We start from the raw sequence: 19,263 nt of genomic DNA, 5'->3' as shown, positions 1-19,263 counted from the left end.
CAGCGGTTTCACGTGGAGCAGAGCCGCTGGCGGCCGCTTATTGCGCCGGCATGGCGGCCGCCGGCTGCGCGGCCGCGGGATCGAACGGCGTGCCGAGCTCGACGGTCTTCTCCTGCTTGTCGTAGACGCAGATCAGCGATCGCGACGCGTCCGCGCCGTGCTCGGTGCCGTTGAGCAGGGCCAGGCCGTAATGCGCCGAGCCGAACGGATCCACGCTGATCTGGATATCGTCGAGCTGATCGGCCGCGGCGCGCTCGCAACGGCTGGCCACCTCGGCGCGGAATGTGTCCCAAGCCTCGTCGGTGGACGCCTGGGCACAGCCCCAGAGCATCAGGCTGGAAAGAGCGATTGCCGCCAAAAAACAAGACTGGCGGCCGAAATGTGGCGAACGGGTGTTCGTTGTCGGCGTGGATAGGGTCATCGCGATCTCGATGCTCGGGTTGTAGCATCAGCTTGGGGGCAGGCGACCGACCGTTCGCTGAACGGCTTCAGATCGGATACGGGTCGAGCTGAACATGGGCGACGCGCTCGGCGTGCATCTCGATGGTACCGGCATAGCGGCGATCGCCGCGCCGGTAGAATTCGAAGCCGTAGCGGCGCTTGATGCACGGCCGGCCGTGCGCGTCGCGACCGATCGACAGACCCTTGAAGGCGAGCTCGTCGATGAAGGTCACCTCGGCCTCCTCGCAGGCGGCCAGTGCGGCGTTGCGCGCATGGGTCTTGGCACCCATGGCCTGCCACCAGACCAGCGCCACCACGCTCAGACCCAGCAGCCACGGAAACGCATCGAACATCAGTTAATCAGCAACGGCGGTGGCGCATCAGCCAGCCACCGCTTCGTCGCGCACCAGCCGCGTGTCGCCACGCCGGATCGCCGCGACATCGGTGCAGCCGGCCAGTGCCATGGTGAGTTCGAAATCGGCGGCCAGATTATCCAGCACTTCGCCCACCCCGTCCTCGCCCGCCAGCGCCAATCCGTAGGCATAGGGCCGGCCCAGCCCCACCGCGGTCGCGCCCAGCGCCAGCGCCTTGAACACGTCGGCGCCGCCGCGAATGCCGGAATCCAGAATCACGGGCAAATTGGGCGCGGCGGCGACGATCTCGGGAAGCGCATCGAGACTGGCGCGGGCGCCGTCGACCTGGCGACCGCCGTGGTTCGACACGATCAGCCCGTCCACCCCGTGTTCCACCGCCAGCTTGGCATCGGCACCGTCGAGCACGCCCTTGAGCACGATCGGCAGGCGGGTGCGCTCGCGCAGCCAGGCCAGATCGGCCCAGGTGATGTTCGGCCGCGAGTAGGTGGCGATGAAATGGCGCACCGCCGCGAGCGCGTCGCCGCTGGTCAGCGCACGCAGGCTGGAGCCGGGGAAATGCCGGGCCGCCGCCATCACGTTGCGCAGGGTCTTTGTGGTGATCGGCGGGCGCGGCCCTTCGTCGCCGATATCGGCGAGCGCGGCGCGAAACACCGGGTCGGAGGTGTACTGGGCGATGCCCTGGCCGAGCAGAAACGGCAGATGCGCCATATCCAGGTCGCGCGAGCGCCAGCCCAGCAGCGTGGTATCGAGCGTGACCACGAGCGCTTGGCAGCCGCAGGCTTCAGCGCGTGTCACCAGCGATTCGACCAGGGCATCGGATTTGGACCAGTAGAGCTGAAACCAGCGCGGCGCGTCGGCGTTCACCGCGGTCATCGCCTGCGCGCATTCCTCCATCGAGCGGCTGGCCTGATTGGAATAGACCATTGGCACGCCGCGCGCGGCGGCCGCCCGGGCCACCGCCACGTCGGCATCGACGTGGGCCATTTCCAGCACCCCAATCGGGCACAACAGAAAGGGCTGCGGATAGTGGTGCCCGAACAGCTCGATGCGGGTGTCGCGCGTGGCTACGTCGCGCAGCATGCGCGGCACGATCCGCCAGCGCTCGAAGGCGGCGCGATTGGCGGCCAGGGTCGATTCACGGCCGGCGCCGCCGGCAATATAGGCAAAGCCTTCGGCCGACATCCGCGCGCCCGCCTCGCTCTCGAGCGCGGCGTAGTCTACCGGTACACGCGGCCGGCGGCCGGCCATGCCGGCCGAATAGATGGCCTGCTGGCGATCGCGGATGGCGGGCGTTTTGTCTCTGTCTGCGGGCGCGCTCATGCCGCCGGCTCGCCGGCGCGGAAACCTGTACGGGCAGGGCCGATCACGCGCAGGCCTTTCATCGGGGTGACGTATGTGTGCATCGGAGTTCCGGACTGGAGCGTGCTCGGTCCGAGCTTAGCAATTCGGCGCCTGCCTGGGTGTCATTGCTGAGCTTGGGCGCGCGCCAGTTCCACTGCGTCGTGACTGCAGAAGACCTGAACGCCGTTGTCGCCCAGCGCCAGTTCCTGTAGCCGGACCACATTGGCGCGGCGCTGGCTGTTGTCCAGTGCCATGGCGGCCTGGAACAGACGCAGCCCGACCGGGCAGCAGGGCCGGGTCGACATCTGATCGCGGTGGAAATAGGCATCGCCGGCGTGCAGCAGCCAGCCGTCACCCTGGGCAACCGCGATCGCGGCATGGCCGCGGGTATGGCCGGCCAGCGGTATCAGCAGGATCTCGGGCGGCAGATCGACCAGCGCCCGTACCGACTCGAAACCCTGCCAGCGCTCGCCCTCCGGCGCGTACAGCGCCCAGTCCGGTGCGTGCGCCCACTGGGCCGGACGGTATCGGTCACGCTCCTTGAAATGCCGGCGTGTCTGCGCGGCCTCGTGTTCGGCGGCGAGCACGTGCACCCTGGCGCGCGGGAAGTCGCCGAGCCCGCCGGCGTGGTCCACGTCCAGATGCGTGAGCACGATATGACGCACATCGTCGGCGTCGAAACCGAGGTGCTCGATCTGCCGCCGCGCGGTTTCATGCTCGGCCAATGCCGGTCGCACCACGTGCCAGAACATGCGGCCCAGGCGCGCGGGCCCGCCGCTGACGTCCGCCAGTCCGAGGCCGGTATCCACCAGCACCAGACCGCCTTCGGTCTCGATGAGCAGGCAGTGGCAGACCAGGCCACGGTAGCTGCTCGATCGACTCGGATGTTCGAGCGTGAAACCGGCCTGCGGATGCATGCTCGCGCAGTTGAGGTGATGGATTCGCGCTGCGGCCATATCGACTCCTTCAGCGACCTCAACGGCGCTCGAAGTTCGCTAGAATCATGTCTCAAAGCCGGCGCGTTCGCGCTTGCGCGACTTGGGAGATGCCGTGGGTCCGCTACTCGAAGAGATTGCCATATTCCTGGCGGCGGCCGTGATCGCCGTGCCGATCGCCCAGCGTCTGGGGCTGGGGTCGGTGCTGGGCTATCTCATCGCCGGTGTCGCCATCGGGCCGTGGGGCCTGGGGCTGATCAGCGAAGTGGAGCAGGTGCTGCATATCGCCGAATTCGGCGTCGTGCTGCTGCTGTTCATCATCGGCCTGGAAATGCAGCCCAAGCGCCTGTGGGCGCTGCGCAAGACCATCATCGGGCTGGGCGGTCTGCAGGTGGGCGCTACCGCGCTGGCGCTGGCCATCGCCGCCGCCAGTGTCATGCACATGCCGTTCGCGCCGGCGCTGGTGGCCGGCCTTGCACTGGCATTGTCGTCGACCGCGTTCGCCCTGCAGCTGTTGGCCGAGCGCGGCGAGCTGACCGCCAAGCACGGTCGGGCGGCGTTCGCCATCCTCCTTTTCCAGGATCTGGCGGTCATCCCTATCCTCGCCCTGCTGCCGCTGCTGACCTACGGCAGCGAGTCGGTCAGTTTCGTCGGCGCGCTGCTGGAAACCGCCAAGATCGCGGCCGTGCTCGGGGTGATGGTGGTGGGCGGCCATTATCTGTTGCGCCCGATCTTCCGGCTCGTCGCGGCCACGCGCATGCCGGAGATATTCACCGCGATGACGCTGCTGATCGTGGTCGGCACGGCGGTGGTCATGGAGGCCACCGGCGTTTCGGTGGCGCTGGGCGCGTTCGTGGCCGGGGTGCTGCTGGCCGATTCCGAATACCGCCACGAACTGGAAGCCAATGTCGACCCGTTCAAGGATTTGCTGCTGGGCCTTTTTTTCATCGCCGTGGGTATGTCCATCAACGTCGGGCTGATCATCGCCCAGCCGCTGTATCTGCTGGAGTTGACCGTTGGGTTGGTGGCGATCAAGGCGGCCATCCTGTTCGTGCTGGCACGCCGCAACGGTCTGAACTGGAACGCATCGCGCAGCCTGGCGGCGTATCTGCCCCAGGGCGGTGAATTCGCGTTCGTGATCCTGTCGACCGCGGTCGCCGGTGGGCTGTTCGTGCAGACCGAGGCCGATCTGCTGGTGGCCACGGTCACGCTGTCGATGGTGCTCACCCCGCTGCTGGTCGCGCTCGTGGCCACCTACAACCGCCTGCGCACGCCCAAAAGCGACCCGGTGTTCGACACCATGGACGGCCCCGAGCATCCGGTGGTCATTGCCGGTTTCGGCCGCGTCGGCCAGATCGTCGCCCGTGTGCTGCGCGCCAAGCATGTCGGCTTCACCGCCCTCGAGATCAACCCGGACCAGGTCGATTTCGTGCGCAAGTACGGCAACAAGGTCTATTACGGCGACGCATCGCGGCTGGACCTGCTGCGTGCCGCTCGCGCCGAGGAGGCCAAGCTGTTCGTGCTGGCGATCGACGACGAGGCGGCGTCGATTCGCACCGCGCAGATGGTGCGCATGCATTTTCCGGACTTGACCATCATCGCCCGGGCGCGCAATCGGCATCATGCCTACGAACTCATGGATCTGGGCATCACCGTGCTGCAGCGGGAGACGTTCCTGTCCAGCCTGGAACTCGCCGGCGATGCGCTCAAGGCACTGGGGATGAAATCGGAGGAGGTCGATCGCGCCAAGCGGCTGTTCCGCAGCCACGACGAAAAACGGCTGTTCGAACACCACGACGCCGCGGACGACGACACCCGCTACGCCAAACTGGTGATGGAGGCCGCGCAGGAGCTCGAGGAACAGTTCGAGCGCGACGCCCGTGATCACGCCGGCGATGCCGAGCCCGAGGCCCGGCGTGCCTGAGCCGCGCGCAGGCTAGCCCCCGGGCGGGATGCGTCCGACGCCGCGTTCGTTGAGATATTCGGTCAGGGCGAAGCCCGACAGCAGCCAGAAGCCGCCGACCAGCAGGCCGGCGGCGATATCGCTGGCGAAATGCACCGACAGCACCGCCCGGCTTGCGGCGATCATCGCGATCAGCGCGCAGCCCCAGTAGGCGAGTTCGAAGCGCTGACGTGCGCCCGGCAGGTCACGGGCGATGGCATAGATGATGAAGCCATACACAGCGATGGCGCCGGTGGCGTGGCCGCTGGGAAAGGACGGCGTGCTGGCTGTGGCGAAGGTCAGGAAATCCGGGCGGTCGCGGTTGATCGCGTACTTGCCGATATAGGTGATCGTCTGCGAGCCGATCACGGTGAGCAGCAGGCCGGGGATATAGCGCGAGCGCCGATCGGCCCATAGAAAGCCGGTTGCCACGATGGTGATCGCGATCAGCGTCTCGAGGTTGGCGAGCGCGGTGATTATGCCCACCAGTTTGAGGAAGGTCGGGTCGCGCAGCACGCTCAGAGCCGCGTTGACCTGCTGGTCGAACGCCGTGAGCTCCTCGCCCTCGAACAGGTCCTCGAGCAGGCCGCCGCCCAGAAACATCAGATACACCGCCAGTGCGGCCATCAGCGTGAGCGGCAGGCCGGAGAAGCGGTCGACGGCGAGTCGCCGTGCGACGAAGTGGCTGGTGGCGGGCAGGCGCCGCTGGAACCAGTGCAGCAGGCGGCGGCGCTTGGCCATGCCGGAAATGCCGCGGCCGAGCACCGGCCCCGAGAAGACCAATGCACGCCAGATCCACCAGGCGAGTATATGGCCCACCACCAGCAGGCCGATCAGGGCGAGCAGCAGTTGCCAGAAGGGCAGTGACGTCATTGATTCCATGAAAGCAGATAGACTTGCAGCGAGTATAACGAGGCAACCGTTCGATGATTTACACACGCATGACCGTGCGCTGGTTCGCGCGCGTCGGCTACGGCGCGCGCGGCCTGGTCTATCTGGTGATGGGCGCGCTGGCCCTGCATGCGGCGCTCGAGTTCGAGCAGGCGCGCGATGTACGCGGCGCGATGCGGGAAGTCAGCACCCATGCCGGTGGCCAGATTGCGCTGGGCGGCATCGCGGCGGGTCTGCTGGCCTACGGTCTGTGGCGGTTGGTACAGACGCTGCTGGACGTCGACGAGCACGGCTGGGGCGCGCGGGCGCTGGCGGTGCGCGGCGGTCTGCTCGTGAGTGCCCTGTTGCATGGCTCGCTGGCCTGGGGCTGTGTCCAGATCGCGATGCGCTGGTCCAGCCACGATGGCAAACCGGTGCAGCAGGCGGTATCGCGCATCCTCGACTGGCCGTTCGGCCGCGCGGCGGTCGCCGTGGGCGGTATCGTCGTGGTGGGTGCCGGTATCGCCCATCTCGTCAAGGCCGCCAAGCGCGGCTATCGACAATGGTTCGATGCCTCGCCGGCGGCGATGAACTGGATCGATCCGGTCAGTCGTTTCGGCCTGTCCGCCCGCGGGCTGCTGTTCATCGGCATGGGCGCGTTCGTGATCTACTCCGCGGTCACCCTCGACCCGTCCGACGCGCGCGGCATCGAGGGCGTGATGCTGTGGGTGCAGGACCGTGCCTACGGGCGGATTCTGCTGGGCGTGCTCGCGCTCGGGGTGATGGCGTTCGGCGCCTACAGCCTGATCGAGGCCTTTGTGCGCCGGGTCGGTCTGGGCCGGGTTTGAGCGTCGGCTGATCAGCCGATGAACATGGCGTCGCCGTAGCTCAGAAAACGATATTCAGCCCGGATCGCATGGTCGTAGGCGGCCAGCACGGATTCACGGCCGGCAAATGCGCTGACGAGCATCAGCAGGCTCGACTGCGGCTCGTGGAAATTGGTGAGCATCGCATCGACCACATGAAAATCGTCGCCGGGTTTGAGAAACAGCGCCGTCTCGCCGGAGAACGGTCGCAGCTCGCCTTCGTGTCCGGGCTGGCGCGCCGCGCTCTCCAGGCTGCGAACCACGGTCGTGCCCACCGCGATCACGCGCCCGCCCTGCGCCCGCACCGTGGCGATACGTTCACACAGCGGCGCGGCGACCTCGAGCCGCTCGGCGTGCAGTGACTGGGTGCGCACGTCGCCCTCGCGCAGACGCTGGTAGGTGCCCGAGCCCACATGCAGGGTCACGTAATCGAAGCTCACGCCGCGTTCGGCCAGTGCATCCAGCAGGGGTCGGTCGAAATGCAGGCCGGCGGTGGGCGCGGCTACGGCGCCGTCGTAACGTGCCCATACGGTCTGATAGCGACTGCGATCGGTGGTGGTGTCGTCGCGCCGGATATACGGCGGCAGCGGTACATGGCCGTGGGCGTCGAGCAGCGCCGAAATGCTCTCGCCGGCGGTGAGTTCCAGGGTATAGAGCTCACCGCTGCGCGCCGCCACGCGCAGCTGGAAATCGCCGATGTCGATGCGTGTATCCGTCCGGGGCGGCTTGTTCGATCGAATCTTGGCCGACAGTCGGCCGCTGTCGAGGATGCGCTCGAGCATGACCTCCACCCGGCCGCCGCTGGCCTTGTGCCCGAACAGACGCGCCGCGATCACGCGGGTATCGTTGAACACCAGCAGATCGCCCGGGCCGAGCAGCGCGGTCAGATCGGCGATCGCGCGGTCGGTGAGCGTGCCGTCGGCGCGTGCGAGTTGCAGTAGCCGCGAGGCACTGCGCGTGTCCAGCGGGCGCTGGGCGATACGCGCCTCGGGCAGATGATAGTCGAAATCGCGCTTGTCCATCGTTCCCGGTGGTGGTCGCCCGTCGGCCGGGCGCGGAGTCCAGGCCGCGGATTCTGGCCAGTGCCGGACTCGCGGGCAAGTGGTATGCCACCGCAGGGGTCGTTCAGGCTCGAGTTCACTTTAGCGAGTAAAGTGTGTGTTTTCCTAGTCAAGGTGCGTCATGCACGCAATAAACGCTCTGACATCCACGCTGGCGAGCACGGCCCGCGGTTGGCGCGGTACCCGTGGTGCAAAGCGTTCCCGGCAACCCGAAGAAATGCTGCAACTCTACGAATACGAAGGCTGTCCGTTCTGCCGGCTGGTGCGCGAAGCGCTGACCGAACTGGATCTGGACGCGGTGATCTATCCCTGCCCCAGAGGAGGCACGCGATTCCGGCCGCAGGCCGAAGCGATTGGGGGGCGCCAGCAGTTTCCCTTGCTGGTCGATGACAACACCGACACCCTGCTCTACGAGTCCAGCGAGATCATCGCCTACCTGCGCGAACATTACGGAGAGGGCCGCAATCGCGGCGTCGCCGCGCCCGGCGCGCTGGCTGCGATCGGTGCCAATGCCGCCACCGCCCTGCGCGGTTTTGCCGGTATCCGCGCCTCGGGCGCGACGCGCGCGCCGGGCGAATTGCTGGAACTCTACAGCTTCGAATCCAGTCCGTTCTCCCGGCTGGTGCGCGAAACACTCTGCGAACTGGAAGTACCCTATATTCTTCGCAATATGGGCAAGGCCGTGAATGCCGATATGGGCCCGCCCTGGGTGCGCGAGAAATTCTTCGCCGATACGCCGGTCGAAGGCCGCAACCGCAAGCGGATGATGGAAGAGACCGGTCGCATGCAGGTGCCTTATCTGATCGACCCGAATACCGATACACGCATGTATGAATCCGCCGATATCGAGCGCTATCTGCGGACCACCTACGGCTGACTACAGCAGGGGCTGGACTCATGAATGACCACTACAGAATCTTTTCCGGTCTTGTGATCGTGCTGTTGATGCTGGCGGGCTGTGCTAGCCAGCGCCCGGTGTTGTACCCCAACAGCACGCTGTCGCAGCGCGGCGAAGCCGCCGGCGATCAGGCGATCAGGGCGTGCATGCAGCGCGCCGAGGCCGCCGGTCTGGATTACTCCAAGGGCGGCACGGTACGGCGTACCGCTGAAGGCGGCGCCGTGGGCGGCGCCGGCGGTGCGGTGGCCGGGGCGATCTACGGCAGCGTCGGTCGTGGTGCCGCGGCCGGTGCCGCCGGCGGTGCGACCGCCGGGCTGATTCGAAGCCTGTTCGCCCGTAATGACCCGGCCCCGGTCTATCGTTCCTACGTGAACCGCTGTCTGGCCGACCAGGGCTACGAGCCGATCGGCTGGGACTGAGCGGTCGCCCCGTCGGGCGCGGCCTTTTTCAGATCGGCGTCCCACGGTTGCCGGCCGGGTCGAACTCGAATAACTACCGCTGCGCGCTTTCACCGGCTATGCTCTGGCCAGTCATCTAGGTCAATAAAAGGGGGCTGAAATGAGCATGATGGGTGAATTCAAGGCATTTGCCGTACGCGGCAACGTAATTGATCTTGCGGTCGGTCTGGTGATCGGATCGGCGTTCGGCAAGATCGTGGCATCGCTGGTGGCGGATATCATCTCGCCGCCGCTGGGTATCCTGATCGGCGGGGTCGACTTTTCCAATCTGAGTCTTACCCTGCGCCAGGCCGCGGGCGAAGCACCGGCGGTCACGGTGAACTACGGGATCTTCATACAGACCATCATCAGCTTCATCATCGTCGCATTCGCGATTTTCATCGTGGTGCGCGGCATCAATGCGCTCAAGCGCAAGGAAGCCGAGGAGCCGAGTGCGCCGCCGGCGCCGTCGACCGAGGAAGTGCTGCTGACCGAAATCCGTGATCTGCTCAGCGAGCGCAAGACGCCCGTCTGACGGTGGCTGATTCGGAGCACGCGCCGAGCGCTCGCGCACCGTCGCTGTCGATGGTGCGCGAGCATATCTACAAGGTCTTTCCCAATGACATGAACGCCAATGCCACCGTCTTCGGCGGCATGATCATGGCGACCATGGACCGTATCTCGCTGGTGGTGGCCGAGCGCCACAGTGGCCGGGTGTGCGTGACCGCGTCGGTCGACGATGTGCATTTCATGGCGCCGGCGCGCACCGGCGATACGCTGATCTTCTCTGCCGTATGCAACCGCGCCTGGGACACCTCCATGGAGATCGGTTGTCGCGTGATCGCCGAGGACAGTTATACGCGCCGGCGTCGGCATGTGGTGTCGGCCTATTCCACGTTCGTGGCCCTCGATGACGATCACAAGCCGGCCCGCATACCGCCGATCGCTCCGGAAACCGGGCAGGAACAGGATCGCTTCGAGGAGGCCGGCCTGCGCCGTGAAACCCGGCTCGAGCACGCCGCGCGGATTCGTGCGCGCCGCAGCGAGCATCACGACGACGCCGAACGCGACTAGGCGCGTATTGCCTGAATCGATGCGCTGCGCGGGCCCGTGCGAGCTAGCGGCCGGCGCGGCCTATCGAAGGTTCGTCACAGATGCTCGAGAATATTGACGAGCTTGCCGAACGGGTCGCGTACATAGAAGCGGCGAACGCCCCAGGGCTCATCGATCGGTCCGTACTCGATGTCGATGGCCGCCTGCTTCACTCTCTCGAGTACGCTGAGCACATCATCAACCTCGATCGACAGATCGGGAACCGGGGTCCCCGAGCCGCCCTCCGAGGCGAAACTGACTTGCACCGTCATGGTCTCGTTCGAGCCGAATGTCTTGATCCAGCCGTGATCCATGCGCAGGTCGAGACCCAGCAAGTTCTGATAGAACGCCGTGGCTTTCGCGGTATCCGATACAGCGATGTTGGCGACGATGCGGCGTACCGTCATGCGACTCTCCGTTGTCGGCGGCGCCTCGGCGCCCCGCGCACTAACGCAGGCGTCGTGCCCAGACCTTCAGCGCCATGCTGTAGCCGAAGGCCAGTTGCCTGGCGATGGCGATTTCGACCGGTGTGCGCGCGATACGCGTGGTCGCGCGCAGGCGCGACGTCCAGTGCACACGACAGCGCGTGCCACTGTCCAGCGTCTGGATGAGCATGCGGGCGCCGATATGCTCGATCGGCAGCGGCGATTCGATGATCCGATAGGCCAGCGACACGCCCGGTTCGTATTCGGTGATGAGCTCGACGATGGACACGCCCGGCAGACGCAGCACCCGTTCGGCGCCGACGCCGTTGCGCTGCGGCGAACCCTCGACCCGCAGGGTGGCGGAGCGCACGCCCGGCAGGCTGGCATAGCCGGCGTGATCGGAGATGACATCGAACACCGTGGCGGCGTCGCAGGCAAATATCTGGTCTATGTGAATGCTCTGCATGGTGTTGGCACTAGCGGGTGGCGAAACAATTCAGGCGCGCATGCTATCGCGTTTCAGCCAGTCGCGGGTGTCAGGTTCATGCCGCAGCGCCGGGTATAGCGCCAGATCGTCGAGGGCGGCAGATTGGACCAGACGAAGCGCGCCACCTCGGCCTGGTAACCCCAGGCGTGCAGCCGGCGCCGACGCACCGGCGAGCCCGGCAGATAGGTGATCTGGGTGAAACTCGCCTGTGGCGCGGCGCGCGCGAAGCAGGCATCGAGTATCGCGCGCTGGGCCGCGGCCGGCATGTTGAGAATCGGCAGCGTCGATATCACCGCATCGATACGGTCCACGCCACGGGCGTCGAACAAGGGCGTGAGATCGGTTGCGTCATGACAGGCCACGCGCTGGCTGCCGAAACGCTGGCACAGACGCGCATGCAGCCGGGTATTGGCTTCCACCGCCAGCAGCCGGGACGCGCTCACTCCCGGTTCGAGCAATGTCGCGGTCACCGGCCCGGTGCCGGCGCCGAGTTCGATGATCCAGCCGTCGACATGGCCCGGGCGCGGCACATCGACGGTGAGTGCGCGGCATACGGCACGGCCACTGGGGGCAGCTGTAGCAATCGCGCGCGGCGCGCGCAGCCACAGGCGCATGAGCAGGCGGGCATCGGAAGCGAACATGGGGGTGCCGTTGCGTTCAAATTGTTGTATCTGCTTGTAACGGGCTGTAATGACAGGCCGATGACGGTCCCGCGGCGCGCACTTTTGTTCTAAACTGGCCGGGCCTTGGGCCTATCTATGGGGGAACTCTCATGTCTCAGCGAAAGACGCGATGGATGCTGCCGTGCATTGCATTGGTGGGTGCCGTGTTCGCCGGCTGTGCGAACGAGCCGAAGCAGGCCGATGTCAGCCCGCTCAACGAGCCCATCGATGCATTCGAGGCGGTCGGAGCACCGCAGCGTGCCGGCGGGGCGCCACAGAGCGAGCGCGAAACGCTGTCCAGCGATATCGAGCGCCTACAGAACGCCCGTGACACCTACGAGCACGAACAACAACGGCTATCCGCCGAGATGAAGCGCGAGCAGGCCGAGTGTCGGCAGCGTTCGGACTCGCGCCAGGTCGCCATCGAGGACGGCAGCGGCGACCCGAATGCGGTGTATTGCCAGCCAGCCGACGCCACCAAATAATAGTCGCGCAGAGCTATCTCGCTTGACCGGCGCGGCGCGCGTCGCCATGTTCAAGCCATGAATGATTCTGCAGCTGTCTCGACCGTCGATGTGTTTGCGCTCAACTGGGTCAATCGCCAGGCCCGGCTTGGCGAGCCCTGGTTCTTTGCGCAGACGCCGACGCCTTTGTCGTCGCCCTATCCGATCGCGTTCAACGACGACGTTGCCGCGCTGCTGGATATCGACGCCGACGCCGCGCGCGCGGCGGGCTACACGCAGACGCTGGCCGGCAATTGCCTGCCGGACGGTGCCGAACCGACGTCGCACCGCTACGGCGGGCATCAGTTCGGGGTCTGGGCCGGGCAGCTGGGCGACGGCCGCGCGATCACCCTCGGCGATATCCGCAATGCGCGTGGCCAGAGCTACGAGATTCAACTCAAGGGCGCGGGCAAGACGCCGTTCTCGCGCTTCGCCGACGGCCGCGCCGTGCTGCGCTCGGCGATCCGCGAATATCTGGGCAGCGAGGCGCTGGCCGCGCTCAACATCCCTACCACCCGGGCCCTGGCCATGGTCGGCAGCGACGCGCCTGTCTATCGCGAAACCGTCGAGACCGCGGCGGTGATGACCCGCGTGGCGCCGAGCCTGGTGCGCTTCGGCAGCTTCGAGGTGCTGTTCGAGGCCCGCCGTTTCGACGATCTGGCGCCGTTGGCCGATCATGTCATCGGCGAGCATTTCCCCGAATTGGCCGGCATCGAGGACGACTATGCCCGCTACAAGGCGTGGGTGGAGATCATCATCGAGCGCACCGCCGGGCTGATCGCCGACTGGCAGGCGGTGGGTTTCTGTCATGGCGTGCTCAATACCGACAACATGTCGGTGCTGGGACTGACGCTCGACTATGGGCCCTATGGCTTCATGGACAGCTTCGATCCGGGCTGGATCTGCAACCACACCGACGAAGGCGGCCGCTATGCCTATGATCAGCAGCCGCACGTCGGCTTATGGAATCTGGGCCGCTTTGTGCAATCGATCCTGCCGCTGCTTTCGGAGGTGCCGGATGACGCCGTCGCCATGGGTCAGCAGCTACTGGAACGCTATCGCGGCATTTACGACAACGCCTATATGGCCCGTATGCGCGCCAAGCTGGGGCTGATCGATGCGCGCGAGGACGACCGCGCGCTGCTGGAATCACTGCTCAAGACCATGGCCCGCGACGGCGCCGATTTCACCCGGACCTTCCGCGCGCTCGGGCATGTATCGAGCGCGCCGGATGCGGGCGACGCGCCGTTCATCGACGAATTCGCCGATCGCGACGCGGCCTCGGCTTGGCTGGCCGACTGGCGCCAGCGCCTGGGCGACGCCGGCGCCGACGATGCCCCGCGCGCCGAGCGCATGCGTCTGACCAATCCCAAGTACATCCTGCGCAACTATCTGGCCCAGAACGCAATCGATCGCGCCCAGGACGGCGATTTCAGCGAGCTCGAACGCCTGCATGCGCTGCTGCGCCGGCCGTTCGACGAACAGCCCGACAATGCCGACTATGCGCGGCTGCCGCCCGACTGGGCGCGCGGCCTGGTGCTGAGCTGTTCTTCGTAGGCGCCGTGTGCAGGGCCGCAGGGGCCAATTCACCTTCTGGTTTGGGGCAAGCAAACCAAGGTAAGTCGCGCAGCTGCGCGAAACCTTGGCCTGATTGACGTCGGAAAGATCAGAGCCCTCGCATGGGCGTGTCTCTTGGCGCCGTAAAGCAAACGATCTGCAAGCCGAGCCGGCTTACTTCTGATCGTTAATCGGCGTTGTCAGGCTGGCAACTCGATGACTTGCGAGCTCATCCCTGCTGAGCTTCGTGCCGGACCAAGACACAGATTGAAGCATTGGATTCGACGCGGTGGTCTGTTCGCAACAAAAGCCCTGTCTCAATCTGTGTTCATCTGCGGATAAATGTCTTCAGTTGGTGCGGAAAGGGGGCTGATGCGCCCTTTAGAATCACGGCTTCACATCCGGCAGATCCTTGAGCGGATGATCGCCGTCCCACGGCGCGCGGAAATGGGCGTCGACATAGTCGGCCGGCACTTCGGCGACCGACTCGAAATGCCAGTGCGGCTCGCGATCCTTGTCGATGAGCAGCGCGCGCACGCCTTCGGCGAAATCCGGATGCCGGCAGCATTGCAGGGCCATCTTGAGTTCGCGCATCACCGCCTGCTTGAGCGACAGATAACGGCCACCGCCGAGCTGGCGATGGATCAGATGCGCGGTGACCGGGCAGCCGCCGGCGAGATTGGCGGCGGATTCGGCCAGCCAGGGGTCGTCGCTGCCGGTCAGGCGGCGGATACCGCTGACGATGCCGGCCAGCGTGGCGGCGTCGGTGGCTTCGCGGATGGTGGTCGAATGCGCCAGCAGCTTTGATGGGGCCAGCGTCGCCGGCTGCTCGCGCGACATATGCCGCAGGACCCGACTGACGGCGGCGTGCGGTTGGCTCCAGTCGTCGACGCGGGTGAGCGCGGCGACCACGTCGTCCTTGGCCTCGTGGGCGATGGCGCGGTCGGCGAGGCCGCAGACCAGCGCATCCTCGGCGTTGAGCCGGGCGCCGGTGAGGGCCACGAACAGGCCCAGCCGGGGGGGCATGCGATTGAAGTGCCAGGTGGCGCCGCAGTCCGGGAACAGGCCGATCTTTATTTCCGGCATGGCCAGCGCCGAGCGCGCGGTCACCACGCGGTGCGAGGCGCCCGAGAACAGGCCCATGCCGGCGCCGATCACCAGGCCGTCGCCCCAGGCGAGACAGGGCGTGGTCAGACGGTGGATAGCGTGGCAGAGCCGGTATTCCAGGGTGAGGAAGCGCTGCGGATAATCCGGATCGCCCTGGCCGGTCATGCCGTTGTAGAGGGCGACGATATTGCTGCCGGCGCAGAAGGCGCGCTCGCCGTTGGCCTGCAGCACGATGCAGGCGATTTCGGTATCCGCGTCCCAGGTCGTGAGTTGCTTGTAGAGCGGCTCGATCATCTCGAGCGTCAAGGCATTGAGGGCGTCCGGGTTGTTGAGCGTCACGCGACCCACGCGCTTGCCGCCGGTGGCTTCGATCTCGTCAAACAGAATCGGTTGTTCGCTCATCGGTCGGTCGCTTATCTCGAAAAAGGGGTGGGACGCCTTGCCATGCCGCGGATGCTCGCCCGAGTGGGTGGCTCACGGCAAGTACGCTAGAAAGACGTAATCTACAAAAATCAGCGTCTGTGGTAGCTTGTCTCACGCTGTCGGGCGGTTCCCGGCCATTGTTCATCTTAAAACAGGAGTTTTGACTATGACCAAAACGCTGCTGAAATCCGCGTTCGCTATCGGTGTTGTCGCTGCTGCGGCCGGCTGTGCGAGCAACGGGGACGCCACTCAGTCCCAGATCGACCAGGCCATGCGCAAGGCGGAGTCGGCCCAGACGACGGCCAACGAAGCGCAGCGGACCGCCAATCGCGCCATGCAGACCGCCCAGGAGGCCAAGTCCTCCAGCCAGGCGAACTCGCAGCGCATCGAGCGCATGTTCGAGACCTCGCAGCGCAAGTAGGCGCTTCGCGGGTGGCTCTGCCCCGCGCAGGCCGCCAGAGGAAAAGCCCCGTCTTGTGCGGGGCTTTTTTATGCTCAACGCCCGGTCGCGCCAAACGCCTACAGGCCTAGTTCGACGTGATCTGCACGCCGATCGGCTCGGGAATGCCGTCGGCGGTTTCCACCACCTTTTGCGCCCGGTCCCAGTCCACGGGGGCCTGGTCGTGAGATTTGGTGACGGCGATCAGCTGCTCGACCCACGGGGTATAGGAGTGCACCGGCGCGTCGCCGTTGGCATCGGGCGGGTGTGATTCGATATAGAGCGTATTGCCTTCCCAGCCGATCTTGTAGGGCTGGCTGACGATATCCACCGGCGTGCCCACCGGTACCATCCCGAACAGCGCGGCGATGTCTTCCGGGTACAGGCGAATACAGCCGTGGGACACTTTCAGGCCGATCCCGGCCGGCTTGTTGGTACCGTGCAGCAGGTAGGAGGGAATGCCGAGATACAGGGCGTGCTGGCCCAGCGGGTTGTCCGGACCGGCGGCGACCACCGCAGGCAGCGAATCGCCGGACTTGGCGTGTTCGGCGCGAATGGAAGCCGGCGGCGTCCAGGTCGGGTTGGCCTTCTTGCGCACCACCGTGGTCTTGCCCAGCGGCGTGGACCAGCCCTCGCGGCCGATGCCCAGCGGATAGGTGACCACCTTGCCGGCATACTTGCTGCCCTTGGCCGGGTAGTAGTACACACGCATTTCCGGAATATTGATGACGATTCCCCGGCGCGGTGCGTCCGGCAGCACGTAACGCGTGGGGATGATCATCGGCGTGCCGTCGCCGGGCAGCCACGGGTCGACCTCGGGATTGGCCAGGCGCAGCTCGCGGTAGCCGACGTTGTATTCGCGCGCGAGCTTGACGAAAGTGTCGGACTCTTTCGTCTTGATGTGCTGGATTTCACCGACCAGATCCGAATGCTCGGGCGGCAGATCGTACATCGCGCCGACGGCCGTGCCACAGCTGCCCAGAGCCACGAGGGCCAGGATCCAGGCGGCCAGTGTCAGGCCGGTGGGTCGTAGCGCGCGAATTTTCATAGCGGTATCCATGCAAGTCATGCGTTCGACGCGGCCAGAGGCCGGTCGGGGCGCTCAGGGGGCCAGGCGTTCCAGCTGCCAGTCGCCCGCCACCATTCGATAACGAAGCCGATCATGCAGCCGGCTGCGCCGAGCCTGCCAGAATTCGATCGTGTCGGGCACCAGTGCGTAGCCGCCCCAGTGCTCGGGACGTTCGACCTCGCGGCCGTCGAAACGTGCCTCGGTATCGGCAACGCGCTGCTCGAGTTCGTCGCGGCCGGCCAGCACCTGGCTCTGGGGCGACGCATGCGCGCCCAGCCGGCTGCCGCGCGAGCGATGCGCGAAATAGGCGTCCGATATCGTCGCCGGCAGCCTGTGCACGCGCCCGTTGACCCGAACCTGACGTTCGCAGGGCTCCCACCAGAACACCAGTGCGGCCTGCGGATTGCTGGCCAGCGCACGTCCCTTACGGCTCTCGTAGTTGCTGTAGAAACGAAAGCCCTGGGCGTCCACACCCTTGAGCAGCACCACCCGGGCCGATGGCCGCCCATCCGCATCGACCGTGGCCAGCGTCATCGCGGTCGGCTCGATCATAGGCGAGCGCTGCGCTTCGGCGTACCAGTCGGCGAACAGCGCCAGCGGATCCGTCGGGGCGTTGGCCTCGATCAGATCGTCACGGTCGAGATCGCCCTGCCAGGCACTGGGCCGGTCGGCCATCGTGATGTCCCTGTGCCTGGTCGACGGCTAGCCGTCGAGGGTGAAGCCGACCTTGATCGATACCTGCCAGTGGGCGATCTCGCCGTTCTCGATATGGCCACGCGTGCCCGTAACCTCGAACCAGCGCATGTGCTTGATCGTCTTGGACGCCTCGGTGATCGCCTTGCGCACGGCGTCTTCCTGGCTGGTTTCCGAGGAACCGGTCAATTCCACCGATTTGTATACGTTGTCGCTCATTGAAGAATCCTTGTGCAAATGTAAGTTGCCGCAAGCCTACGCCGCAGGCGGCCGTGTCTCAAGACGCCACGGGTGCTGTCCCGGCCGTGCCGCCGGCGCGGTTTCGGCATTTGTGCACGACCACCGCAAGGCCCTCCGCGCCCGGAGGCATGGATTCGCCGCCTGGCGGCTACGGGCACCAAACCAGAGGTTCTCACCCGTCGCCCCGGCCCGCGTTCCGGATTCCGGATCGGTGGCCGCGCGCCTGCCGAACAGGCGTTCAGTATGATACAAACACCGACTGTATCCGCCATCCACAAGGCTCCGACATGAAAGCAATCCGTATCGTCGATACCGACAACGGCACCTCCGCCGATATCACCGACATGGAGATCGCCGACCTGTCCGACGGCAACGTCGTCATCAAGTCTCACTACTCCTCGCTCAACTTCAAGGATGCGCTCGCGATCACCGGCAAGGGCAAGATCGCCCGCAAGCGGCCGTTGAACGCGGGCATCGACGTGGCCGGCACGGTCGAGTCCAGCGAGGACGATCGCTTCGCGCCCGGCGACGAGGTGATCGTGACCGGCTGGTTCCTGAGTGAAACCCGCGACGGGGGGTTGGCCGAGTATGTGCGCGTGCCGGGCGATCTGTGTATCGCGCGCCCGGACGGGTTGAGTCTGTGGGAAACCATGGCGCTGGGCACGGCCGGCTTCACCGCCGGCATGGCAATCAAGCGCATGGAGGACAATTTCCAGAAACCCGATGACGGCCCGGTACTGGTCACCGGTGCGACCGGCGGCGTGGGCATGTTTGCCGTCGATCTGCTGGCCCGCCGCGGCTACGAAGTAATCGCGGTCTCGCGCAAGGCCGACAGCGAAGGCGATGCCCTCAAGAAACTGGGTGCGAGTGACGTGATCACGCCGGATGCGCTGGACCTGGAGGGCAAGCCGCTGGGCAAGCCGGTCTACGCCGGCGCGATCGACTCGGTGGGCGGCGATCTGCTGGCCCAGATCGTGGCCCAGATCCAGCCCTACGGCAACGTGGCGGCCATCGGCCTGGCCGGCGGGCCCAAGCTTGCCACCACCGTGATGCCGTTCATTCTGCGTGGCGTATCGCTGGTCGGCATCCATTCGGTGGAATGCCCGCAGCCGTGGCGCGAGCAGATATGGGGTGATCTGTCGGGCCAGTACAAGCCGGCCCATCTGGAGACGATCGCCAACGAAACGGTCGCCATGGCCGGCGTGTTCGAGGTCTGCGAGCGCATCATGGCCGGCGAGAACACCGGCCGCACGGTCGTCGATATCCAGGGCTGAGCGGGCGACTCGATTCCAACGGCTGACTCTGCCGGCCAAAGCACGTGAAAAGGGCCCGTCTCTACCGGGGGCGGGTCTTCTTGCGTGCGCCCGTGCCACGCGTATGATCGAATCAAAACAGCCGACA

The 19,263-nt window shown here is 66.0% G+C and carries 23 protein-coding genes; 10 read left to right on the top strand and 13 right to left on the bottom strand.

The window, feature by feature from the left end; all coding sequences use genetic code 11:
- Window positions 1–37: 37 nt before the first annotated feature.
- The 4 genes from ACFOSU_RS07400 to ACFOSU_RS07385 form a co-directional block, all read right to left on the bottom strand.
- Window positions 38–421, bottom strand: coding sequence for a hypothetical protein (locus ACFOSU_RS07400; RefSeq protein WP_380688007.1), 384 nt, complete (start codon window positions 419–421; stop codon window positions 38–40).
- A gap of 67 nt (window positions 422–488) precedes the next feature.
- A complete protein-coding gene (locus tag ACFOSU_RS07395; protein ID WP_380688005.1) occupies window positions 489–794 on the bottom strand; it encodes a DUF3301 domain-containing protein in 306 nt (101 codons plus the stop codon).
- A gap of 27 nt (window positions 795–821) precedes the next feature.
- The gene (locus ACFOSU_RS07390; protein ID WP_380688003.1) at window positions 822–2,135 is read right to left on the bottom strand and encodes an alpha-hydroxy-acid oxidizing protein; all 1,314 of its coding nucleotides are present in this window, start codon (window positions 2,133–2,135) and stop codon (window positions 822–824) included.
- A 143-nt stretch (window positions 2,136–2,278) separates the two neighbouring features.
- Window positions 2,279–3,112: an MBL fold metallo-hydrolase gene (locus ACFOSU_RS07385; RefSeq protein WP_380688001.1), complete on the bottom strand. Its 834-nt coding sequence runs from the start codon at window positions 3,110–3,112 to the stop codon at window positions 2,279–2,281.
- A 94-nt stretch (window positions 3,113–3,206) separates the two neighbouring features.
- On the opposite strand from ACFOSU_RS07385, the gene ACFOSU_RS07380 reads away from it, so the two are divergent.
- A complete protein-coding gene (locus ACFOSU_RS07380; RefSeq protein ID WP_380687999.1) occupies window positions 3,207–5,015 on the top strand; it encodes a monovalent cation:proton antiporter-2 (CPA2) family protein in 1,809 nt (602 codons plus the stop codon).
- A gap of 12 nt (window positions 5,016–5,027) precedes the next feature.
- Here the strand turns inward: ACFOSU_RS07380 and ACFOSU_RS07375 are convergent, their stop codons facing one another.
- Window positions 5,028–5,906: a phosphatase PAP2 family protein gene (locus ACFOSU_RS07375; protein ID WP_380687997.1), complete on the bottom strand. Its 879-nt coding sequence runs from the start codon at window positions 5,904–5,906 to the stop codon at window positions 5,028–5,030.
- A 53-nt stretch (window positions 5,907–5,959) separates the two neighbouring features.
- Between ACFOSU_RS07375 and ACFOSU_RS07370 the strand changes: the two genes are divergently transcribed.
- Window positions 5,960–6,751 carry a DUF1206 domain-containing protein gene (locus ACFOSU_RS07370; protein WP_380687995.1) on the top strand — a complete coding sequence of 264 codons (792 nt, stop codon included), beginning with the start codon at window positions 5,960–5,962 and terminating at the stop codon, window positions 6,749–6,751.
- Between the two features lie 11 nt (window positions 6,752–6,762).
- Here ACFOSU_RS07370 and queA read toward each other — a convergent pair whose 3' ends face one another.
- Entirely contained in the window at window positions 6,763–7,791 is a 1,029-nt protein-coding gene (queA, locus tag ACFOSU_RS07365; protein WP_380687993.1) for a tRNA preQ1(34) S-adenosylmethionine ribosyltransferase-isomerase QueA, read from the bottom strand.
- A 160-nt stretch (window positions 7,792–7,951) separates the two neighbouring features.
- On the opposite strand from queA, the gene ACFOSU_RS07360 reads away from it, so the two are divergent.
- The 4 genes from ACFOSU_RS07360 to ACFOSU_RS07345 all read left to right on the top strand — a co-directional run bounded on the left by ACFOSU_RS07360 (window position 7,952) and on the right by ACFOSU_RS07345 (window position 10,239).
- Window positions 7,952–8,707 carry a glutathione S-transferase N-terminal domain-containing protein gene (locus ACFOSU_RS07360; RefSeq protein ID WP_380687991.1) on the top strand — a complete coding sequence of 252 codons (756 nt, stop codon included), beginning with the start codon at window positions 7,952–7,954 and terminating at the stop codon, window positions 8,705–8,707.
- A gap of 20 nt (window positions 8,708–8,727) precedes the next feature.
- The gene (locus ACFOSU_RS07355; protein ID WP_380687989.1) at window positions 8,728–9,147 is read left to right on the top strand and encodes a glycine zipper family protein; all 420 of its coding nucleotides are present in this window, start codon (window positions 8,728–8,730) and stop codon (window positions 9,145–9,147) included.
- A gap of 139 nt (window positions 9,148–9,286) precedes the next feature.
- Window positions 9,287–9,700 (top strand): large-conductance mechanosensitive channel protein MscL, encoded by a 414-nt coding sequence (gene mscL / locus ACFOSU_RS07350; protein WP_380687987.1) that lies wholly within the window; start codon window positions 9,287–9,289, stop codon window positions 9,698–9,700.
- 50 nt (window positions 9,701–9,750) lie between these two features.
- Window positions 9,751–10,239, top strand: coding sequence for an acyl-CoA thioesterase (locus tag ACFOSU_RS07345; RefSeq protein ID WP_380689209.1), 489 nt, complete (start codon window positions 9,751–9,753; stop codon window positions 10,237–10,239).
- A 74-nt stretch (window positions 10,240–10,313) separates the two neighbouring features.
- Here the strand turns inward: ACFOSU_RS07345 and ACFOSU_RS07340 are convergent, their stop codons facing one another.
- Genes ACFOSU_RS07340 through ACFOSU_RS07330 form a run of 3 tightly spaced genes read right to left on the bottom strand, consistent with a single transcriptional unit; the run spans window position 10,314 to window position 11,810 of the window.
- Window positions 10,314–10,664, bottom strand: a complete 351-nt coding sequence (locus tag ACFOSU_RS07340) for a VOC family protein (protein WP_380687985.1) — start codon at window positions 10,662–10,664, stop codon at window positions 10,314–10,316.
- A 40-nt stretch (window positions 10,665–10,704) separates the two neighbouring features.
- Entirely contained in the window at window positions 10,705–11,148 is a 444-nt protein-coding gene (locus ACFOSU_RS07335; protein WP_380687983.1) for an SRPBCC family protein, read from the bottom strand.
- A gap of 53 nt (window positions 11,149–11,201) precedes the next feature.
- Window positions 11,202–11,810, bottom strand: a complete 609-nt coding sequence (locus ACFOSU_RS07330) for a class I SAM-dependent methyltransferase (RefSeq protein ID WP_380687981.1) — start codon at window positions 11,808–11,810, stop codon at window positions 11,202–11,204.
- 131 nt (window positions 11,811–11,941) lie between these two features.
- On the opposite strand from ACFOSU_RS07330, the gene ACFOSU_RS07325 reads away from it, so the two are divergent.
- Together ACFOSU_RS07325 and ACFOSU_RS07320 are read left to right on the top strand one after the other, a co-directional pair.
- Entirely contained in the window at window positions 11,942–12,316 is a 375-nt protein-coding gene (locus ACFOSU_RS07325) for a hypothetical protein (protein WP_380687979.1), read from the top strand.
- A gap of 57 nt (window positions 12,317–12,373) precedes the next feature.
- A complete protein-coding gene (locus ACFOSU_RS07320; RefSeq protein WP_380687977.1) occupies window positions 12,374–13,891 on the top strand; it encodes a protein adenylyltransferase SelO in 1,518 nt (505 codons plus the stop codon).
- A gap of 387 nt (window positions 13,892–14,278) precedes the next feature.
- Here the strand turns inward: ACFOSU_RS07320 and ACFOSU_RS07315 are convergent, their stop codons facing one another.
- On the bottom strand, window positions 14,279–15,400 hold the full coding sequence (locus ACFOSU_RS07315; RefSeq protein WP_380687975.1) for an enoyl-CoA hydratase/isomerase family protein: 1,122 nt from the start codon (window positions 15,398–15,400) through the stop codon (window positions 14,279–14,281).
- A 187-nt stretch (window positions 15,401–15,587) separates the two neighbouring features.
- Between ACFOSU_RS07315 and ACFOSU_RS07310 the strand changes: the two genes are divergently transcribed.
- Window positions 15,588–15,842 carry an Lpp/OprI family alanine-zipper lipoprotein gene (locus ACFOSU_RS07310; protein ID WP_380687973.1) on the top strand — a complete coding sequence of 85 codons (255 nt, stop codon included), beginning with the start codon at window positions 15,588–15,590 and terminating at the stop codon, window positions 15,840–15,842.
- 106 nt (window positions 15,843–15,948) lie between these two features.
- Here the strand turns inward: ACFOSU_RS07310 and ACFOSU_RS07305 are convergent, their stop codons facing one another.
- The 3 genes from ACFOSU_RS07305 to ACFOSU_RS07295 are packed head-to-tail and all read right to left on the bottom strand — an operon-like array spanning window position 15,949 to window position 17,841.
- Complete coding sequence (locus ACFOSU_RS07305) at window positions 15,949–16,908, bottom strand: L,D-transpeptidase family protein (protein WP_380687971.1); 960 nt, start codon at window positions 16,906–16,908, stop codon at window positions 15,949–15,951.
- Window positions 16,909–16,962: 54 nt separating this feature from the next.
- Window positions 16,963–17,604, bottom strand: a complete 642-nt coding sequence (pdxH, locus tag ACFOSU_RS07300; protein WP_380687969.1) for a pyridoxamine 5'-phosphate oxidase — start codon at window positions 17,602–17,604, stop codon at window positions 16,963–16,965.
- Window positions 17,605–17,631: 27 nt separating this feature from the next.
- Window positions 17,632–17,841 carry a dodecin gene (locus ACFOSU_RS07295; protein WP_380687967.1) on the bottom strand — a complete coding sequence of 70 codons (210 nt, stop codon included), beginning with the start codon at window positions 17,839–17,841 and terminating at the stop codon, window positions 17,632–17,634.
- Between the two features lie 308 nt (window positions 17,842–18,149).
- Here ACFOSU_RS07295 and ACFOSU_RS07290 point away from each other — a divergent pair, with 308 nt between their 5' ends.
- The gene (locus tag ACFOSU_RS07290; RefSeq protein ID WP_380687965.1) at window positions 18,150–19,136 is read left to right on the top strand and encodes a YhdH/YhfP family quinone oxidoreductase; all 987 of its coding nucleotides are present in this window, start codon (window positions 18,150–18,152) and stop codon (window positions 19,134–19,136) included.
- Window positions 19,137–19,263 lie beyond the last annotated feature (127 nt).

Source organism: Salinisphaera aquimarina (genome assembly GCF_042643355.1).
Taxonomy (GTDB): Bacteria; Pseudomonadota; Gammaproteobacteria; order Nevskiales; family Salinisphaeraceae; genus Salinisphaera; species Salinisphaera aquimarina.
Note: the sequence above shows the minus strand (reverse complement) of the source record. Positions and strands in the feature narration are given on the sequence as shown.